This is a genomic window from Leifsonia sp. CL147 (genome assembly GCF_900114565.1).
Classification (GTDB): domain Bacteria; phylum Actinomycetota; class Actinomycetes; order Actinomycetales; family Microbacteriaceae; genus Leifsonia.
Genome location: NZ_FOTM01000009.1, coordinates 46,893 through 63,524, shown reverse-complemented (window position 1 = coordinate 63,524; position 16,632 = coordinate 46,893). Strand labels below are relative to the sequence as shown.

Annotated in this window: 16 protein-coding genes; 7 read left to right on the top strand and 9 right to left on the bottom strand. The window is 71.3% G+C overall.

The window, feature by feature from the left end; all coding sequences use genetic code 11:
* Positions 1-18: 18 nt before the first annotated feature.
* The 3 genes from BM287_RS09630 to BM287_RS09620 all read left to right on the top strand — a co-directional run bounded on the left by BM287_RS09630 (position 19) and on the right by BM287_RS09620 (position 3,664).
* Positions 19-1,155: a PspC domain-containing protein gene (locus tag BM287_RS09630; protein WP_090038837.1), complete on the top strand. Its 1,137-nt coding sequence runs from the start codon at positions 19-21 to the stop codon at positions 1,153-1,155.
* A 26-nt stretch (positions 1,156-1,181) separates the two neighbouring features.
* A complete protein-coding gene (locus tag BM287_RS09625; RefSeq protein WP_244528117.1) occupies positions 1,182-1,448 on the top strand; it encodes a hypothetical protein in 267 nt (88 codons plus the stop codon).
* A 95-nt stretch (positions 1,449-1,543) separates the two neighbouring features.
* On the top strand, positions 1,544-3,664 hold the full coding sequence (locus BM287_RS09620) for a RecQ family ATP-dependent DNA helicase (protein ID WP_090038839.1): 2,121 nt from the start codon (positions 1,544-1,546) through the stop codon (positions 3,662-3,664).
* A gap of 31 nt (positions 3,665-3,695) precedes the next feature.
* Here the strand turns inward: BM287_RS09620 and BM287_RS09615 are convergent, their stop codons facing one another.
* The 5 genes from BM287_RS09615 to BM287_RS09590 form a co-directional block, all read right to left on the bottom strand.
* Positions 3,696-4,499 carry a hypothetical protein gene (locus BM287_RS09615; protein WP_090038841.1) on the bottom strand — a complete coding sequence of 268 codons (804 nt, stop codon included), beginning with the start codon at positions 4,497-4,499 and terminating at the stop codon, positions 3,696-3,698.
* 122 nt (positions 4,500-4,621) lie between these two features.
* Positions 4,622-5,761: a UDP-N-acetylmuramate dehydrogenase gene (locus tag BM287_RS09610; RefSeq protein WP_090038843.1), complete on the bottom strand. Its 1,140-nt coding sequence runs from the start codon at positions 5,759-5,761 to the stop codon at positions 4,622-4,624.
* Positions 5,758-6,189, bottom strand: a complete 432-nt coding sequence (locus BM287_RS09605) for a MaoC family dehydratase (RefSeq protein WP_090038845.1) — start codon at positions 6,187-6,189, stop codon at positions 5,758-5,760. Before BM287_RS09605 ends, BM287_RS09610 begins: the two co-directional genes overlap by 4 nt.
* Positions 6,189-6,635: a MaoC family dehydratase N-terminal domain-containing protein gene (locus BM287_RS09600; RefSeq protein ID WP_090038851.1), complete on the bottom strand. Its 447-nt coding sequence runs from the start codon at positions 6,633-6,635 to the stop codon at positions 6,189-6,191. Before BM287_RS09600 ends, BM287_RS09605 begins: the two co-directional genes overlap by 1 nt.
* A 363-nt stretch (positions 6,636-6,998) precedes the next feature.
* Positions 6,999-7,844 carry a helix-turn-helix transcriptional regulator gene (locus tag BM287_RS09590; RefSeq protein ID WP_090038853.1) on the bottom strand — a complete coding sequence of 282 codons (846 nt, stop codon included), beginning with the start codon at positions 7,842-7,844 and terminating at the stop codon, positions 6,999-7,001.
* Positions 7,845-7,945: 101 nt separating this feature from the next.
* Between BM287_RS09590 and BM287_RS09585 the strand changes: the two genes are divergently transcribed.
* Both BM287_RS09585 and BM287_RS09580 read left to right on the top strand, forming a co-directional pair.
* On the top strand, positions 7,946-8,896 hold the full coding sequence (locus BM287_RS09585) for an SDR family NAD(P)-dependent oxidoreductase (protein WP_090038855.1): 951 nt from the start codon (positions 7,946-7,948) through the stop codon (positions 8,894-8,896).
* A 133-nt stretch (positions 8,897-9,029) separates the two neighbouring features.
* Positions 9,030-10,205, top strand: coding sequence for a MalY/PatB family protein (locus tag BM287_RS09580; RefSeq protein ID WP_090038857.1), 1,176 nt, complete (start codon positions 9,030-9,032; stop codon positions 10,203-10,205).
* An 18-nt stretch (positions 10,206-10,223) separates the two neighbouring features.
* On the opposite strand, the gene BM287_RS09575 is transcribed toward BM287_RS09580, so the two are convergent.
* The 3 genes from BM287_RS09575 to BM287_RS09565 form a co-directional block, all read right to left on the bottom strand.
* Positions 10,224-10,412 (bottom strand): hypothetical protein, encoded by a 189-nt coding sequence (locus BM287_RS09575; protein ID WP_090038859.1) that lies wholly within the window; start codon positions 10,410-10,412, stop codon positions 10,224-10,226.
* Between the two features lie 81 nt (positions 10,413-10,493).
* A complete protein-coding gene (locus BM287_RS09570; RefSeq protein WP_139230651.1) occupies positions 10,494-11,159 on the bottom strand; it encodes a GAF domain-containing protein in 666 nt (221 codons plus the stop codon).
* Positions 11,160-11,427: 268 nt separating this feature from the next.
* Entirely contained in the window at positions 11,428-12,723 is a 1,296-nt protein-coding gene (locus BM287_RS09565; protein WP_090038951.1) for an O-acetylhomoserine aminocarboxypropyltransferase/cysteine synthase family protein, read from the bottom strand.
* Positions 12,724-12,920: 197 nt separating this feature from the next.
* Here BM287_RS09565 and BM287_RS09560 point away from each other — a divergent pair, with 197 nt between their 5' ends.
* Positions 12,921-13,913, top strand: coding sequence for a class I mannose-6-phosphate isomerase (locus tag BM287_RS09560; protein ID WP_244528115.1), 993 nt, complete (start codon positions 12,921-12,923; stop codon positions 13,911-13,913).
* Between the two features lie 62 nt (positions 13,914-13,975).
* Entirely contained in the window at positions 13,976-14,518 is a 543-nt protein-coding gene (locus BM287_RS09555; protein ID WP_090038863.1) for a GIY-YIG nuclease family protein, read from the top strand.
* 250 nt (positions 14,519-14,768) lie between these two features.
* On the opposite strand, the gene BM287_RS09550 is transcribed toward BM287_RS09555, so the two are convergent.
* Entirely contained in the window at positions 14,769-16,499 is a 1,731-nt protein-coding gene (locus BM287_RS09550; RefSeq protein WP_244528113.1) for an MFS transporter, read from the bottom strand.
* Positions 16,500-16,632 lie beyond the last annotated feature (133 nt).

Here is a 16,632-nt window from a genome sequence, read left to right as displayed (position 1 = left end):
CCCGGCAGGATGAGGAGCATGTCACAGAACGAATCGACTCCCCCGGTGGGGACGCCCTCGAACCCCTACGGCGGCCCGAAGACCGGCTTCTCCGGTCGTGGAACGCGCTTCTTCGACTGGATGCGCGGGCTCGGCGTCGTGCGGGCGGACGGCTGGATCGGCGGTGTGAGTGCCGGAGTCGCGTACCGGCTCGGCATCGACCCGCTCATCGTGCGCGGCATCCTCGTCGTCGCCGGGATCCTCGGCGCGCCCGTCCTGCTCCTGTACGCGGCGGCGTGGGCGCTGCTCCCGGACCGCGAGGGTCGCATCCACCTGCAGCGGCTGTTCGAGGGCGACTTCGAGCCGCCGATGGTCGCGATCGGGGTCATCGTGCTGCTCTCGCTGATCCCCTGGACGAGCGGACTGTGGTGGGCAGGCGGGCCGTTCTGGAACGTCCCGGCCTGGGGGGAGGCTCTCGGCCGGGTCATCTGGACGCTGCTGGTGATCGGGGCGGTGGTCGCGCTGATCGTGCTCGCGGTGCGGCGCTCGGATGCGCGGGCGTCATCGGGCGCTGCTCCTGCTTCGGGGCCGGACGCCGAGACGGTCAGCGCCCCAGCACCCCACCTGGATGTCGCGACAGAGCCGGCAGCACCGCCGGCGCCCGCCGATGGTGCCTCGGCGGACGAGGTGGCCGACTGGCAGCAGCGCCAGGCCCAGTGGCGGGCGGAGCACGCCGCCTGGAAGCAGCGTCTGACAGCCGACATGCGCGCCGTGAAGGCGCAGCGGTCCGCCGAGCTGCGCTCCCAGGTCGCCGCAGCCTCGGCCGAGGCGGCCGCGCGGAGGGAGGCGTACCGGGCGGCGAATCCACGGGTCGGGGCCGCCGTCGGATGGCTGACCGTCGGGCTGGCCCTCGTCGCCGGGGCGGTCGCGGCCATCGTCTGGCCGCTCCTCGCCGACGTATCCCGGTTCACCACCGCCGCGGGCCTCGCAGCCGCCACGCTGGTCGTCGGCATCGTCGTCCTCATCGCCGGACTCGCGCGCCGCCGCAGCGGCTTCCTGATCTTCCTCGGGATCCTGCTCGCCGTGCTGACCACCGCTGCGCTGTTCCTCGCCGGTGACGGCGCCGCCGGCATCCACCTCACCAGCGAGGGCCTTCCGGCCCTCCTCCAGCACTGAACATCGTGTCCGACCAGGAGAAGACCATGACCGAACCGCAGCATCCCTCGATCGCACCCCTGCGCTGGGGCGGCGTCGTGTGGGGAGCCCTCCTCGCACTGTTCGCCGCCGCCGTCCTCTTCGTGCTCTCCTCGCGCGAGCGGATCGACGAAACGGGAGGCTGGCTCGCCTCGCTCACCCCCGGGTCCGCGTGGGCGCTGGCCGCTGCCGTGGTGGGTCTCGTCATCGTCGTGTCGGCCGTGCTCGGCGGCATCCGCGCCTCGCAGCGCCGTCGCATCCATCCGGGCCTCTGAACGGATTCCGTCCACAGGCTGCGTCACGACGCCCCACTCCACCGATCTGACGGATCCGGGAGCGGGGCGTCGGACGTCCCTGCGACGATGGCTCCATGACCACAGGCTCCACACCTCCCGGCTCCCCCTCTTCGGCAGATGACGCCCTCTCTCGTCTCCGCGCACTCGTCGGGCGGCCGGACGCGGAGTTTCACGACGGCCAGCTCGAGGCCGTCACGGCGCTCGTCGAGGATCACCGGCGGGCTCTGGTGGTGCAACGGACCGGCTGGGGCAAGTCGGCGGTCTACTTCGTAGCGACGATGCTGCTCCGGGCCCAGGGAGCCGGGCCGACCATCCTCGTCTCCCCGCTCCTCGCCCTGATGCGCGACCAGGTGGCCGCGGCGGAGCGCGCCGGCGTCCGAGCCGTCACCATCAACTCCGCGAACCGGCACGAATGGGAGGACGTGGCGTCACGACTGCGGGAGGACACGGTGGATGTCCTCCTGGTGTCCCCCGAACGCCTCAACAACCCCGGGTTCCGCGACACGCAACTGTCCGCACTGGTCGAACGCAGCGGACTCCTGGTCGTCGATGAGGCGCACTGCATCTCGGACTGGGGACACGACTTCCGGCCCGACTACCGGCGGCTCCGCGATCTGATCGCACTCCTCCCCGATGGCGTCCCCGTACTGGCGACGACCGCGACGGCGAACGAGCGGGTCGTGGCCGACGTGGTGGAGCAGCTCGGGGCCGGCCGAGCGGCCGACGTGCTGACGATCCGCGGCCCGCTCGCCCGTCGCTCGCTGCGGCTCGGTGTCCTCCCCCTGCCGGATGCGACGAGCCGGCTGGCCTGGCTGGCCGGCCATCTCGGCGACCTGCCCGGGAGCGGCATCGTGTACACGCTGACGGTGTCGGCCGCGGAGGACACCGCACGCGTCCTGCGCCGCGCCGGCCACGAGGCGCACGCCTACACGGGTCAGACGGACACGGCCGAACGGGAAGACCTCGAGGGTCGGCTGAAGCGCAACGAGGTGAAGGCTCTGGTCGCGACCAGCGCTCTCGGGATGGGCTTCGACAAGCCGGATCTCGGGTTCGTGGTGCACCTCGGTGCGCCGTCCTCGCCGGTCGCGTACTACCAGCAGGTCGGACGCGCCGGGAGAGCCACCGAGAACGCCGACGTCCTGCTGCTCCCCGGGCCGGAGGACCGCGCGATCTGGCAGTACTTCGCGACCGCATCGATGCCGTCCCGCGAGAAGGCCGCTTCCGTGCTAGAGGCACTGGGATCGGAGCCGCTGTCGACGCGCGCTCTGGAGAGCAGGGTCGACCTGCGGGCGTCCACCCTCGAGCTGCTGCTGAAAGTGCTCGACGTCGACGGTGCCGTCCGCCGCGTCAGCGGGGGCTGGGTGGCGACCGGCTCCCCCTGGCAGTACGACGAGGAGCGCTACACGCGTATCGCTGCCGCCCGCGAAGCAGAGCAGCGTTCGATGCTCGAGTACGAGACCACCACCGGATGCCGGATGGAGTTCCTCCAGCGGGCGCTCGACGACCCGGACGCAGGTCCCTGCGGCCGGTGCGACAACTGCGCGGGCGTGTGGTACACCGCCGAGGTGGATGGACGCGCGGCCGGCGACGTGAGTTCGCTGCTCGACCGGGTCGGCGTCGAGGTGGAACCGCGCAAGCTGTGGCCCACCGGCGCCGACCGGCTCGGCCTGCCTGTCCGTGGCAGACTCCGCCCCGACCAGCTGCTGCAACCCGGGCGCGCCCTCGCCCGCCTCACCGACCTGGGATGGGGTGGGCGGCTCCGGGAGCTGCTCGCCGACGACGCGCCCGACCAGCCGGTGCCACCGGCGATCCTCGACGCCTGCGTGCGCGTGCTCTCCGACTGGGACTGGAACGCGCGGCCAGGCGCTGTGGCGGCGATGCCGTCCCGGCGGCGGCCGGTCTTCGTGGAATCGCTCGCGCGCGGCATTGCGAACGTGGGGCGGCTTCCGTTCGCCGGAACCCTGGCGTGGCGAGGCGGACCGCCGTCCGGAAGTCCCGGCGGGAACAGCGCGTTCCGGCTGGCGTCCGTCTGGGATCGCTTCTCTGTCGACGGACTCGATCTCCCGGCCGGCGTTCCCGTGCTGCTCGTCGACGACCTGATCGACAGCCGCTGGACCGTGACCGTCGCAGGCCAGCAACTGCTGGGAGCGGGCGCGAACGCGGTGCTGCCGTTCGCCGCCGCGCTCCGCAGCTGAGTGTGTCGTGTTCCCGTGGCCGGGAGTGCGGCTAGATGAAGTCGCCTCCGCCGAAGTCGCCTCCGCCGCCCCAGTCGCCGCCACCGGTCCAGTCGCCGCCACCGGTCCAGTCGCCGCCACCGGTCCAGTCGCCACCTCCGGTCCAGTCGCCGGCCGAACCGGCGCCTGCGTCCCAGCCGGCCGCGTCGACGGAACCGTCCCCGCCCGACGCGCTCTCCGTGCCGGAACCGGCGTCGCCTCCCTGGTCTCCGTTCTGGTCGGTGGCTTGACTGTCCGCATTCTGGTCGCCGGCGCTGCCGTCCGCCTGCTGGTCCGCCGGCGAGGGAAGGAACGCGCCGACGAGAGCGGACCCGATGACATAACCGGCGACGCTCCCCAAGAGCGAGCTTGCGAACATGCCGCCGAACCCCATCCCACCGCCTCCTGCACCGCCGAAGGCCGCGCCGCGGCCGCCGCCGAGCGCGCGTTCGAGGGTGCCGGGCTGGCGGAGTTCCGAGCGTGTGGCGGCCTGCGCCAGCGAGCGCGGGTCGTCGCCGCGCGGTTGCTCGCCCGCGGGGGCGCTCTCGCTCAGCTGCTGGAAGAGCAGGCGCCGCTGCTCCGGAGTCAGCTTCGCGAACGCCTCCTCATGCACCTGTTCGATCGTCTCGGGAGGAGCGGTGCGCAGCAGATAGCGGTAGCGCTCGACGGCGATCTCGTCCTCGTTGCGAGGCACACCGGGCGCCCCGGAGGGGAAGGCGCCCGGGGCGGCAGCGGGCTGCCGGTCGGTGGCGCTCGGCGGCTGGGTGCTGCCCGAGCGCGGGTCTTCGCGTCCGAGAAGGCGGTCCAGGAATCCCATGTCGTCCCCTTCGATCCGTCCCGGCGCGGGCGCGCCGTGACTCCCTCAGCCTACGGAGCCGAGCGTGAGAACCCTCTCAGAATCGGCCGGGCATCTCCCGGACGGATGAGTCGAGGACTCGGTCAGAGCGTCAGCCCGACCAGCACCGGTTCCGGCTGCAGCAGGACGCCGAACTCCGCCTGGACGCGCGACTGGATGAACGCAGCCAGCTGGGCGATGTCCGTCGCGGTGGCGTTGCCCCGGTTCACGATCGCGAGCGTGTGCTTCGACGAGATGGCGGCCCCCGAACCGGGGAGGGCGAAGCCTCGGCCGATTCCGGCGTGCTCGATGAGCCAGGCCGCGCTGAGCTTCATCGTATACTCCCTGCCCGCGAGGCGCGGGACGTCGACAGGGTCCACGCCGCCCGGCGGAATGGTCAGGACGGTATCCGCCTCCAGCGGATCCTGCGGCCAGCGGGGCGCGTTCGCAGGGAGCGATCGGGCGAAGCTCTCCGACACGATCGGATTGGTGAAGAACGATCCCGAACTCACGGAGTCCGGGTCCGCCGGATCGAGGACCATCCCCTTGGAGGATCTCAGGGCGAGCACCGCCCGTCGCAGTTCGGCGATCGGCACCCGCGAGCCCGGCCGGACGCCGAGGGCGTCCGCGAGCTGGGCGTACGCGATGGGTGAGCTCAGCGGGGCCCCCACGTCCCCCGGGACCGTGCTGTCGGTGAGCTCCAGGTCGACGGACAGCACCACCCCACGCCGGTCGTGTTTGAGCACGGACGTGCGATATCCGAGGCCGAGCTCCGACCGTGCGAGGTACGAGACCTCGCCGGTCGCATCGTCGAGGAACTCGATGCCGAGGAGGGCCGACTCGAGCTCCTGGCCGTACGCACCGATGTTCTGGACAGGAGCCGCCCCGGTCGATCCGGGGATCCCCGACAGCGCCTCCACGCCCGACCAGCCGTGCCGTACCGTGAAGGCGACCACGTCGTCCCAGGGCTCGCCCGCCTCGATCCGCAGGCGGATGCGCCCCTCGGTCGCGTCGAGCCGCTCGATGCCTCGACTGCGGATGTGGATGACGGTCCCGTCGAATCCGTCGTCGCTCGCCACCGTGTTGGACCCGCCGCCGAGCAGCAGCCAGTCCTCGGCGGCGTCCCGGGCCTCGAGGACCGCATCCACCACGGCGGCACGGTCGTCGGCCACCACGAGCCGTTCCGGCACGCCGCCGACGCGGATCGTGGTGAGCTCGGCGAGCGCCGGTGTCGCGTCCGTCATGCCAGCCGGACGCGGACCTGCGCCTTGCCGAGCACAGTGTCGCCGCCGAAGGTCGTCGTCAGGTCGATGCGGGCGACGCGCGCCTCCGCATCCACGTGCCCCACCTTCGCCGAGATGGTCACCGTGGCGCCCTCCGTGGGGTCGACGACCACGGGACGGGTGAACCGCACCTGATAGTCCTCGACACAACCGGGGTCGCCGGCCCAGTCGACGACCGGCTGGACAGCGAGGCCCATGGTCAGCATCCCGTGGGCGATGACGCCGGGCAGCCCGACGGAGGTGGCGATGTCGTCGCGGTAGTGGATGGGGTTGAAGTCTCCCGACGCGCCGGCGTAGCGGACCAGGGAGTCGCGGCTCAGGTCCACAGTGCGCTCGGCGACGATGTCGCCGACGGTCAACGTGTCGAAGTCGGGGGCGGGGGCGGGCATCACTCGTCTCCTCGGACGACCAGGGTGGAGGTGGCGGTCACGACGTGCGCGCCGTCCGCGTCGACGATGGTGGACTCGGCGGTCACCATCGAGTGCGGGCCGAGCGACTTGACGGAGGTGACGCGGAGCGTCGCCGTCAGCTCGTCACCGGCGACGACCGGCCGGGTGAACGTGAATCGCTGGTCCCCGTGCACCACGCGACTGAAGTCGATCCCGGCGTCCGGCTCCGCGAGCAACTGTGCGAGAGTCGACTCCTGCACCACGATGGGAAACGTCGGAGGCGCCACCAGGTCGGGGTGACCGGCCGCGCGGGCCGCCTCCACATCGAAACTGATCGGCGACGTGGCGAACACGGCGGTGGCGAACTCCCGGATCTTCTCGCGTCCGACGAGGTACGGCCGGGCAGGCGGGAACTCCCGCCCCTGCAGCTCTGGATTCACTGGCACCTGTCGATTCTATCGGCGCGTCGGCAAGCCGCTCGGGACTCCGTGGACAGCACCGGCGAGCGCTCCCGGACGGCAGAAGACCCCGGAGGCCGATGGCCTCCGGGGTCTTCACGCTCGGTGCTAGCGCCTTACTGGCAGCTGTCGCACTGCAGCAAGTCCATGGGGTCGACGGGAACCGAGTAGCCGCCAACGCTGTCGTTTTCGTAGTCCATCATGGCCTCCCCTAGAAGTCGGTGGTCCGCGTTCCCGCGGTGTTCACCCACTATATAACCCGAATGACACGATTGTCATTCCACTACATGTAGTGTTTTGAAGATTTTTTCTCGCTGTCCCCAGATTAGGGGCGACCACCGACATCAGTGGTCACGGAACCAGGGACTGCGTGCCCAGGACGGTGGCAAGGGCCAGCCGTTCCGCATCCTCGGTCCCCGGCTCGGCGGTGTAGATCGAGATGCGCAGGTCGTCCAGGGCGGCGACGAGGGTGTCGCAGTCCAGCGTGATCGGGCCGACCACCGGGTGGAGAACGGTCTTCCGCCGCGAGAGGCCGGCCGGCGGCGGCGCCGCCTCGGTGTCCCAGAGCCCGGCGAAGCGCGCGCTGCCGGACCTCATGCCGGCGATGAGGCGACGCAGTGAGCGATCGGCGGTATAGCGGGAGGCCGTCAGTCGCAGATCCGCCACCAGCCGGGCTTCGTGGTCCGCCTGTTCGCGCGGAGTGTGCACCACCCGCGAAGGCAGGCCGGCCACATTCCGCCAGACGGCGTTGCGCTCGAGGCCTCGCCAGGACGTGGTCTCGCCCATCAGCGCGTCGAAGGGCGCGTTGGCGAGCACCAGCGTCCAACTCGCGTCGTACACGACGACGGGCGTAGTCGACAGCCGGTCGAGCATCCGCTGCACGCTCGGCGGCACGTGCGAGGGCACGACCTCCGGGCCCGGCGCGGCGTGGCCCGCCAGTGCGTAGAGCAGGTCGCGTTGGGCACCGGCCAAGCGCAGGGCGCGGGCGAGCGACTCGACCACCTGTGCGGATGGGGCGGTCGCGCGACCCTGTTCCAGCCGGGTCAGATAGTCGGCCGAGATCCCGGCGAGCGCTGCCAGCTCCTCCCGGCGCAGACCGGCAGCTCGTCGGCGCGGCCCGACGGGCACTCCGACGGCCTCCGGGGTCACCCGGTCACGCCACCGGCGTACTGTGCGCCCGAACTCCCACGTCTCCACCGCTCCAGTCTGCCCCTCCTCCCGCCCGGTGTCCTGGCCCTGGCAGTCCTACGAAAACCAGTCGACTGGATGAGGTGCGGCAGACCCCGCAGGCTGGCGGCATGACCCCTCCAGGAACTGTGCTCATCACCGGCCCGACCCGCAACCTCGGCCGCTACGCCACTCTCGCCCTGGCCGACCGGCCCGACGGCCGCCGGCCCGACCTCCTGCTGGTCGGCCGGGCCGGACCCGGCCTGACCGCCGTCGCGGAGGAGGCCCGCTCCCGCGGTGCCACCGTCCGCGAGATCGGCTGCGACCTGTCCAGCCTCGCCGAGGTCCGGACCGCGGGAGCGGCCGTGCGCGATCTGCTCGCCGCCGGCGACCTCCACCCGTTGCGGGCGCTGGTGGCCAACGCGGGCACCACGACCGCGGACACCCGGCGCGCCTCCGCCGACGGCTACGAGCTGACCTTCGCCGTCAACCACCTCGCCCACGCTCAGCTGATCGGCGACCTGCTCGACTCGCTCGCCGCTCCGGCGCGGATCGTCCTGCTCGGCTCCAACACCTACCACGCGAACATCTGGCGGAAGCTGCTGCACGTCCCGGAGGCCGTGTGGGCCGACCCGCTCGAACTGGCCCGCCCGGCCACCGGCGACCAGGCGCCGGGGATGAACGCCGCCGGCGTCGCCTACTCCAACGCCAAGCTGGCCGTCCTCTACTACGCCCACGAGCTCCAGCGCCGGGTCGGCGACGGTATCGCCGTCTCGGTCTTCGAGCCAGGGTGGATGCCCGGGACCGCACTCGGCCGGACCGCGCCGGAGGCCGTGCAGAGGATCGGTCGCGCACTGGCGCGGGTGCCCGGCGTGTCGACGCCCGAGCGTTCGGGACCGCTGCTGGCCTCGATGGCGCTCGACGACCGGTGGGCGCACCTGCGCGACGGCGCGTTCGTGGTGAAGACGAAGCTGACCGAGGTGCGCCCGGTCGCGCAGGACCGCGCCCGCGAGAAGCGTCTCTGGGAGGCGACCGCCGACCTGTTGAGCACGGCGCAGGCCTCACAGGATGCGTCGCGCTGAGCCTCCCGAGCGGGGCCGGCGTCCACGCGACGCCGGTCCCGCGCATCCTCGGTTCTCGGCGTCGCACGTCGCTTCACTACGCTTTTTGACGTCCGGGTCGCCCTCGCGCCCCGTCTCAGGGCACGATCTGTGCATGAGCTTCGCACCGGCACGCCCCTTGGAGCAGCTCTATGCCACCCGGTCGAGCATCAAGTGGCGCCGCTACCCGGCGGATGTGCTGCCCGTCTTCGTCGCCGAGATGGACTTCGACGTCGAGCCGGCCATCCTGGAGCGGGTCGCCCAGACCCTGCAGCATTCGGATACCGGGTACCTGGACTCCGCCGGACCGCTCGCTCCGGCCTTCGCGGACTTCGCCCGGGCATCGTGGGGCTGGGACGTCGACCCCGCCGACATCCATCTGGCCACGGACGTGACGGTCGGCGTCGTCGAGGCGCTGCGGCTGGCGCTGCCTGCGGAGGGCGGCCGCGTGGTCCTGACGCCGCCGGTGTACCCGCCCTTCTTCGAGATGGTGGAGGAAGCGGACGCGATCGCGGTCACCGTTCCGCTGCTCGAGGACCACGACTGGAGTCTCGACCTGGCCGGCATCGAAGCGGCCTTCTCCGCGGGCGCCGATGCGATGCTGCTGTGCAACCCGCAGAATCCGACCGGTCGATGTCACAGCAGCGAGACCCTCCAGGCCCTCGCCGCCCTCGCCTCCCGTTACGGCGTCTTCGTCGTCAGCGACGAGGTGCACGCGCCCCTCGCCCATCCGGGCACCCGCTTCCTCCCCTTCGCCCCGATCGCCCGTGAGGCCGGCTGCCGCGCCGTGACCGTCACCTCCGCGAGCAAGGCGTGGAACCTCGCCGCCCTGAAGTGCGCGGTCATCGTCGCGGCAGATGAGTGGTCGGCATCCCTCCTCACCGCCCTTCCGCAGGAGCTGGCCGCGCGCACGAGCATCCTCGGGCTCCACGCCAATGTCGCCGCCCTCTCCTGCGTCGGCTGGCGCGACGACCTGGTCGGACTGCTGGTGGAGAACTACCGCCTGCTCGAGGCGGAGCTCGCCGCCCATGCTCCTTCCGTGCGGCCTGTCCGGCCGGACGCCGGGTACCTGGCCTGGCTGGACTTCCGCGATGCCGGTCTCGGCGACGATCCGGCGGCCGTGCTGATCGAGGAGGGCCGCGTCGCCCTCAACTCCGGCCTCGCGTTCGGGGAGCCGGGCCGGGGCTTCGCCCGCATCAACCTGGCGTGCAACCCCTCGACCGTGATCGAGGCCGTGCGGCGGATCGCCGCCACCGTCTCGGCGCGCTCCACGGCCGCGCTCGCCGGCTGACGGTGCAACCCGCAGCGGCTAGCGGCCGGAGGACTTGTGCGCGGCCGCCTTTCGACCTTCGCGTTCGAGCTGCGCGGCCTTGCGCGCACTCTCATAGAACGCGTCGATGTTCTTCTGCTCGGAAAAGTCGACCGTCGTCCGCCGCTCGCGCGGCTGCACACGGATGACGCCGAAACCGGGCCCCCGTGCTGCCTGCGCCTCGCTCATGGCTTCAGTGTATGCCGCCGAGCTGAGATCGGCCGCGCAATCGGGGAGAATGCAGTCTTTGAGACGGAGCCACGAGTCGGTTCACGGGAGTCGACTCTCGACGATCGCGAACGCTGTCGCCAACAGGTCTGCGACGATCTCTGCCGTGTCCTTGTCGATCTGAGTGAATGATCCTGGGTGCGGCGAATCGATCGTCAGCATCCCGCACACGTTGCGGGGCTCATCATTGCGAGGGATAGGTGCCGCAATCGGAAAAGAGGCGAATGTCTTGTAGGTCCGGCGGCGGTCTGCGGCGCGCCACGGCTTCCGCACAGCGAGGTCGTCGTAGAAGATGAGAGGGTCTCCGCTGTTGAGGAAGGCGATCGCATCGACGGTCTCGGCTTCGCCGGGCCGGAACGCGCTGGGCTGGTGCTTCGTGGAAGATGCCATGCAGTTCAGCCCGTCCTTGTCCGGCGTGAGCTTGAACACGTTCGCGCGCACCGCCGGGACTCTCGGGTAGAGCATCAGCCGCAGAGCGCCCACGGCCAGATTCGCCACCATCTCCAGGCGGTCCTTCAGCCGCCCGTCATCCAGGTGCGGCATCTCGGCAATCTTCTCGATGGTCTGTTCCAGACCCGCTTTGATACTCGCGGTGAGGATCGTGGTGGCATTTGCCGCCGCGTCCTCTGCCGCCTGGATTCTGCGCACCGTTTCCCTCGCCTCGCGATGCTTCTCGCTCCGTTCCATCAAGAGCTTTGCAACGGTCAACGCGACTGTCAGGGCGGCGAGAAGAAAGCCCCAGAAGAGAGCGGCTTGTGGTCAGCGTCACCCTGCACCATTCGAAACTCCGTTGCTCGCTTCACGGACTTCCGCACGCGGCGGGATCTCCCGCCTTTCAAGGATACAGCCCGCTCACAGGTCGATTCCAGAAATGCAAGCAGTACACACGCAGAGCTTTAGTGTCTACCGCGCGGCCGGTCATCGTTGCTGGCTGTGCTGGTTACCGCCGCCCCGACGGCCGCATCAGGCTGACCGGTCAGCCGGCCGCGATCAGCCCGAGCTCGAGATCGGCGATGATGTCGCGCGCGCTCTCGATCCCGATCGACAAGCGGATGAGGCCGGGCGTGATCCCGGCGTCCGCCTGCTCCTCCGGGCTGAGCTTGGCGTGGATGGTGCTGCCCAGGTGGATGGCGAGGGTGCGGACGTCGCCGATGTGCGTCATGGGCGAGATCAGCCGCAGGGAGTCGATGAAGCGGCGTGCCGCATCCCTCCCTCCGGCCAGGTCGATCGACACGATCGAGCCGGCGCCTGCGGGAAGGTACCGCTGCGCGCGCTCGTAGTACGGGTTGGACGGCAGGCCGGGGTAGAACACCTGTGCGACCTCCGGCCGGCCCTCCAGCCACTCGGCGACCGCCTGCGCGTTCGCGATGTGCCGGTCCATCCGGACCGACAGCGTCTCGATGCCGTGCAGCAGCAGGAAGGTGCTGGTCGGCGGGATGGTGGGGCCGTACTCGAGGACGATGACCGCGCGGACGTACGCCAGGTACGCGCCGCTGGCGAACCGCTCCACGAACGACGGGACGCCCGGCCGCGGCTCTCCGGCTAGCTGCGGGAAGCGCTCCGCCTGGGCCGCCCAGTCGAAGCGGCCCGCATCCACGATCGCGCCGCCGATCACCGAGGCGTGACCGGAGAGCCATTTGGAGGTCGAATGGATGACGATGTCGGCGCCGTCCTCGATCGGACGCCAGAGATAGGGCGTCGGGACGGTGTTGTCGACCACCAGGGGGACACCCGCCGCATGCGCCAGCCCGGCGATCCGGGCGATGTCGACGACCTGGCCGAGCGGATTCGGCAGGGTCTCGGTGTACACCGCCTTCGTCTGCGGCCGGAACCGCGCCGCCCACTCCTCGTCGCTTGCGTCGTCGGGCACGTACTCGAAGTCGATCCCCTGCCGCTTCAGTACCCCGCTGAACATCTCGCGCGTGCCCTCGTACAGCGACCGCGTGGCGAGGATGTGGTCGCCCGCACCGGCGAGCGCCGTGATCGCCGTCGCGATGGCGGCCTGCCCGCTGGCGACCACGATGCCGTCGACACCGCCCTCGAGATCGGCGATCCGACGGCCCGCGACCGCGTTCGTCGGGTTCTCGTTCCGGGAGTACGCCCGGAACGCACTGCGGCCGGCGAACCGCTCCTCGCCGTCGTCGAAGCTGTCGAAGACGTAGGCGGCCGTCTGGTAGATCGGCGTCACCCGTGCCTTCGTCTGGGCGTCGACCACGGCTCCCGCGTGGATCTGACGTGTCTCGAAGTCCAGTGGGCGATCCTCATCGGGCATGCCCGTCACCCTAGTGATCCGTACCGTGGCCGCCAAAAGCGTGCGTCACCGAGTGTCACAGGAGCTCTCACGTCCCGTGTGGAACCGGATCGAGTCCGGCGATCCGGCAGCCCGCCGGGCGGTGATGCTCCCGCGACGCGGCCGGGCTGCGGCCATCGCGTCGGCGTCGCCTCCAGCAGGCGACTAGATTGCTGTCGATGACCACCGAAACACCCGTGCTCCTCGGCCCGAACCAGCCGCTCGACCGGCCCTACCGGGGTGGGGCGGGGATCGCCCGCTTCCGCGGCACCCCGCAGCCGAGCCCGTTCACCCCCGAGGACTTCGTGGGGTCGACGACGGAGGTGTTCGCCGGGGGTGGCGTCGGGCTCACGGTGCTACCCGACGGCCGGATGCTCCGCGACGCCGTCGCGGCGGATCCGGTGTTCTTCCTCGGCCCGCACCACGTGGAGCGCTTCGGCGCCCGCACCATGCTGCTGGTCAAGCTGCTGGACACGGCCGAGCGGCTGTTCGTCCACTACCACCCCGACGACGCGTTCGCCGCTCGCCACCTGGGCGGCCCACTCGGCAAGACGGAGGCCTGGGCGGTCATCGAGGCGGAGCCGGATGCTTACGCCGCGCTCGGATTCCGGCGCCCGGTCGCCTCCACCGAGGTCGAAGCGTGGTGGGCCGGGCAGGATGCGGACGCGATGCTCGCGGCGATGAACCGGGTGCCGCTCGCGGCGGGAGACACCCTCCTGGTGCCGGCCGGGCTGGCGCACGCGATCGGTCCGGGCGTGACGCTCGTCGAACTCCAGCAGCCGACCGACCTCTCGATCCTGATCGAGCGGCGATCGCTGCCCGAGAGGGATGCGCTGCTCGGCCTGGACCTCTCCACGGCGATCGGCGGGCTGGTCCGGGAGGTCACGCCCGAGGAGCGCATCTACGCGCTGCGCCAGGGCCGGGACGCCGAGACGCTGTTCCCGGCGGACGCGGATCCGTTCTTCGCCGCGGAACGCCTCCACGTGTCCGGATCGCGCGAGCTGGAGCCGGGCTTCTCGGTGCTCGTCGTCCTGGACGGGACGGGTGCCCTCCAGACGGCCACAGGCTCCCTTCCGCTCCGGCGGGGATCGACGGTGCTCACCGCCCACGGGGACGGTCCTCTCGGCCTCTCCGGCGAGCTCGACGTCATCCGGTGCCGGCCGCCGCAGTGACCTGGCGGGTCCGCACCGGCGCGTGTCGGAGGCCGCGGTTACGCTGAGCCCGTGACGAGGGCATGACCGCGCCGTGCGCGCTCTGCGGGTCCCCGGCGCACGCAGGTGCGCCCGTCGCGCTGTGCCTTCCGCACCTCCTGGAGGTGCACGACTGGGTGGCCGGAGAGTTCGGCGTCACGGACGTCCTGCCCTCCCCCTGCGCCTTCTGCGGCTCGCGGCTGGGGGTCCGCTACCCGTCCGGCTGGCTGTGCGCCGTGTGCGAGTGGCGAGTCGGCGACCCTCCCCCGGACGACCCGGCCGCCTCCCGGGTGGATGTCGTCTACTACCTGCGGTTTCGGGACCGCATCAAGATCGGGACGACCGCGAACCCGGTCCAGCGGTTCGCGAGCCTGCCGCACGACGAGGTCCTCGCGTTCGAGCGGGGGGACCGGACGCTCGAGCAGCGCCGCCATGCTGAGTTCGCGCCCCTGCGCATCCCGGGCACCGAATGGTTCGAGACCGATCCGGCGCTGGTCGCCCACATCGAGCGACTGCGCGAGGGCGCGCCCGATCCGTGGGCGCTACTCGTCCGCTGGCGGAGTGAGGCGGCCGCGTTGCGGGGCTGACCCTGGCGTGGCTGGCCTGGCCCGGTCGGCCCTGGCCTGCCCTGGCCTGGTCGGCTATCGAAGGAGATCGGGCGTCGAATCTCCTTCGAATGGCAGTACTGAAGGAGATTCGAACGCGATCGGTCCGAATCTCCTTCAGTGTGCAGGGGCCGGCGGCCCCGGAGGCCGGCGGCCCCCGGGGCCGGCAGCCGGGGCGGCGAAAGGCCCGGGCCGCAGTGGCCCGGGCAGTGGCCCGGGTCCTCGTGGGCGATCAGGCGACCTCGAGGGTCTCCCGTCCGCGTCCTTGCTCCGCGCCCTCGGCGGCGAGTTCGGCCTCGACCTTCGCTGCGAGCCGGGCCATCTCCGCTGCCTCCCGGAGTGCTGCCTCTCGCAGCGCCGGGTCGCGCAGCGTGCTGAGCCGCGACTCCCCCTCCGCAGCACCGATGGGAACCGACTCCCCCTCCGCAGCACCGATGGGAACCGACTCCCCCTCCGCAGCACCGGCGGGGACCAACTGCAGCGCCTCCGCCTCGACCTCCGCCTCGACCTCCGCCTCGACCAACGCCTCCGCCGCGACCAGCGCTTCCGCCTCGACGACCGCCGTCGTCTCCGCCTCGGCCGTGCGGCGCGCCGAGCGCATGATGCCGACGGCGACCAGCGTGACCACACCCGCGGCCAGCGCCAGGATGCCGGCCGTCGCGAAGCCCTCGGTGTAGCCGGACTCGGCCGGCAACCCGTCGGGGGCGATCGCGCCGGTCACCAGCGCGGTCATCACGGCCGCGCCGATCGCAGAGCCGACGGTGCGCAGGTTGGCGTTCATCCCGCTCGCGATCCCGGTCTGCGTCGCCGGGACGCTCTGCACGACCACACTGGTGATCGCCGCGTAGATGAGGCCGAGCCCGAGGCCGAAGACACCGGACGCCGCCGCCACGGCGAACAGCGAGCCGTGCAGGAATGCCAGCGAGAGGCTGGCCCCGCCCATGAGGGCGGCGGAGAGGACGATCTGCGACCGGAAGCCGATCCAGCGGGCCAGTGGGCCGCTGAGAAATCCGGTCACCGCCATCGTGACGAGCATCGGGAGCATCAGCATCCCGGACTCGGCCACGGAGGCGCCCAGGCCGTACCCGGTGGAGGCCGGAGTCTGCACGAACCGCGGGAAGAACGCGAACACCGCGAACATCGAGGCGCCGATGAAGACGGCGGCCGCATTCATCGACCAGACGCCGGGCTCGCGCATGAGCCGCATGTCGACCAGCGGATGCCGCGAGCGCAGCTCGACGAGGATCCACGAGGCGAGGAGCACGGCGGCGAGGACGAACAGGCCGATCACGCCGGGAGACGACCAGCCCAGCTGCGCCCCGGTGCTGAGCGGGAGGAGGAGCGCGACCAGCCAGCCGGAGAGCAGCACGGCGGCCCACGGGTTCACCCCGCCGACGGCACGCGTCGGCGACTCCGGGATGAAGATGAGCGCGAACACGGCGGCCGTCACGGTCAGGACGACCGGCAGCAGGAAGAGTCCACGCCAGCTGAGCGCAGCGGCCAGCGGACCGGCGAGCACCGTCCCCAGGCCGCTGCCGATCGCGATGATCGACGCGATCGCGCCGATCGCCGAGGGGAGGCGGCGAGCCGGGAACTCATCCCGGATGATGCCGAAGGCGAGCGGGAACATGGCCCCGCCGAGCCCTTGGATGACGCGGCCGGCGATGACCACGCCGATGCTCGGGGCGACGGCGGCGATCACGCTGCCGAGAGCCACCGCAAGCAGAGCGAGGACGAAGATGCGGCGCTTGCCGACGATGTCGCCAACGCGGCCGAGCAGCGGGGTGGCGACAGCGGCGGCGATGAGCCACGCGGTCATGGTCCAGGTGACACCCGCGGTGGTGGTGTGCAGGTCGGATTGGATGACGGGAAGGACAGGGACGACGAGCGACTGCAAGGTCGCGAAGGAGCCGGCGCTGAGCGCCAGGATGGCGAAGGTCAGGCCCGGGTGGGATCGAGACATTGTCGGGAGTTTCCGTTTCTCGAGGTGATGATGCCGGATGTGGGCTAGAATTGGAGGGAGGCTCCGTTCGGAGGCACCCTCCGGTTATGTGCTCCACAGTACCGGAGGGTGCCTCCGGTTCGCAAGCCCCATT

Bases quoted from the DNA above. Each gene is read 5' to 3' on its own strand.
- BM287_RS09565 (WP_090038951.1), bottom strand. From the start codon at position 12,723: ATGCCCGATGAGGATCGCCCACTGGACTTCGAGACACGTCAGATCCAC.
- BM287_RS09575 (WP_090038859.1), bottom strand. From the start codon at position 10,412: ATGAGCGAGGCGCAGGCAGCACGGGGGCCCGGTTTCGGCGTCATCCGT.
- BM287_RS09610 (WP_090038843.1), bottom strand. From the start codon at position 5,761: ATGACGGACGCGACACCGGCGCTCGCCGAGCTCACCACGATCCGCGTC.
- BM287_RS09630 (WP_090038837.1), top strand. From the start codon at position 19: ATGTCACAGAACGAATCGACTCCCCCGGTGGGGACGCCCTCGAACCCC.
- BM287_RS09550 (WP_244528113.1), bottom strand. From the start codon at position 16,499: ATGTCTCGATCCCACCCGGGCCTGACCTTCGCCATCCTGGCGCTCAGC.
- BM287_RS09615 (WP_090038841.1), bottom strand. From the start codon at position 4,499: ATGGGATTCCTGGACCGCCTTCTCGGACGCGAAGACCCGCGCTCGGGC.
- BM287_RS09585 (WP_090038855.1), top strand. From the start codon at position 7,946: ATGACCCCTCCAGGAACTGTGCTCATCACCGGCCCGACCCGCAACCTC.
- BM287_RS09605 (WP_090038845.1), bottom strand. From the start codon at position 6,189: ATGCCCGCCCCCGCCCCCGACTTCGACACGTTGACCGTCGGCGACATC.
- BM287_RS09555 (WP_090038863.1), top strand. From the start codon at position 13,976: ATGACCGCGCCGTGCGCGCTCTGCGGGTCCCCGGCGCACGCAGGTGCG.
- BM287_RS09620 (WP_090038839.1), top strand. From the start codon at position 1,544: ATGACCACAGGCTCCACACCTCCCGGCTCCCCCTCTTCGGCAGATGAC.
- BM287_RS09625 (WP_244528117.1), top strand. From the start codon at position 1,182: ATGACCGAACCGCAGCATCCCTCGATCGCACCCCTGCGCTGGGGCGGC.
- BM287_RS09560 (WP_244528115.1), top strand. From the start codon at position 12,921: ATGACCACCGAAACACCCGTGCTCCTCGGCCCGAACCAGCCGCTCGAC.
- BM287_RS09580 (WP_090038857.1), top strand. From the start codon at position 9,030: ATGAGCTTCGCACCGGCACGCCCCTTGGAGCAGCTCTATGCCACCCGG.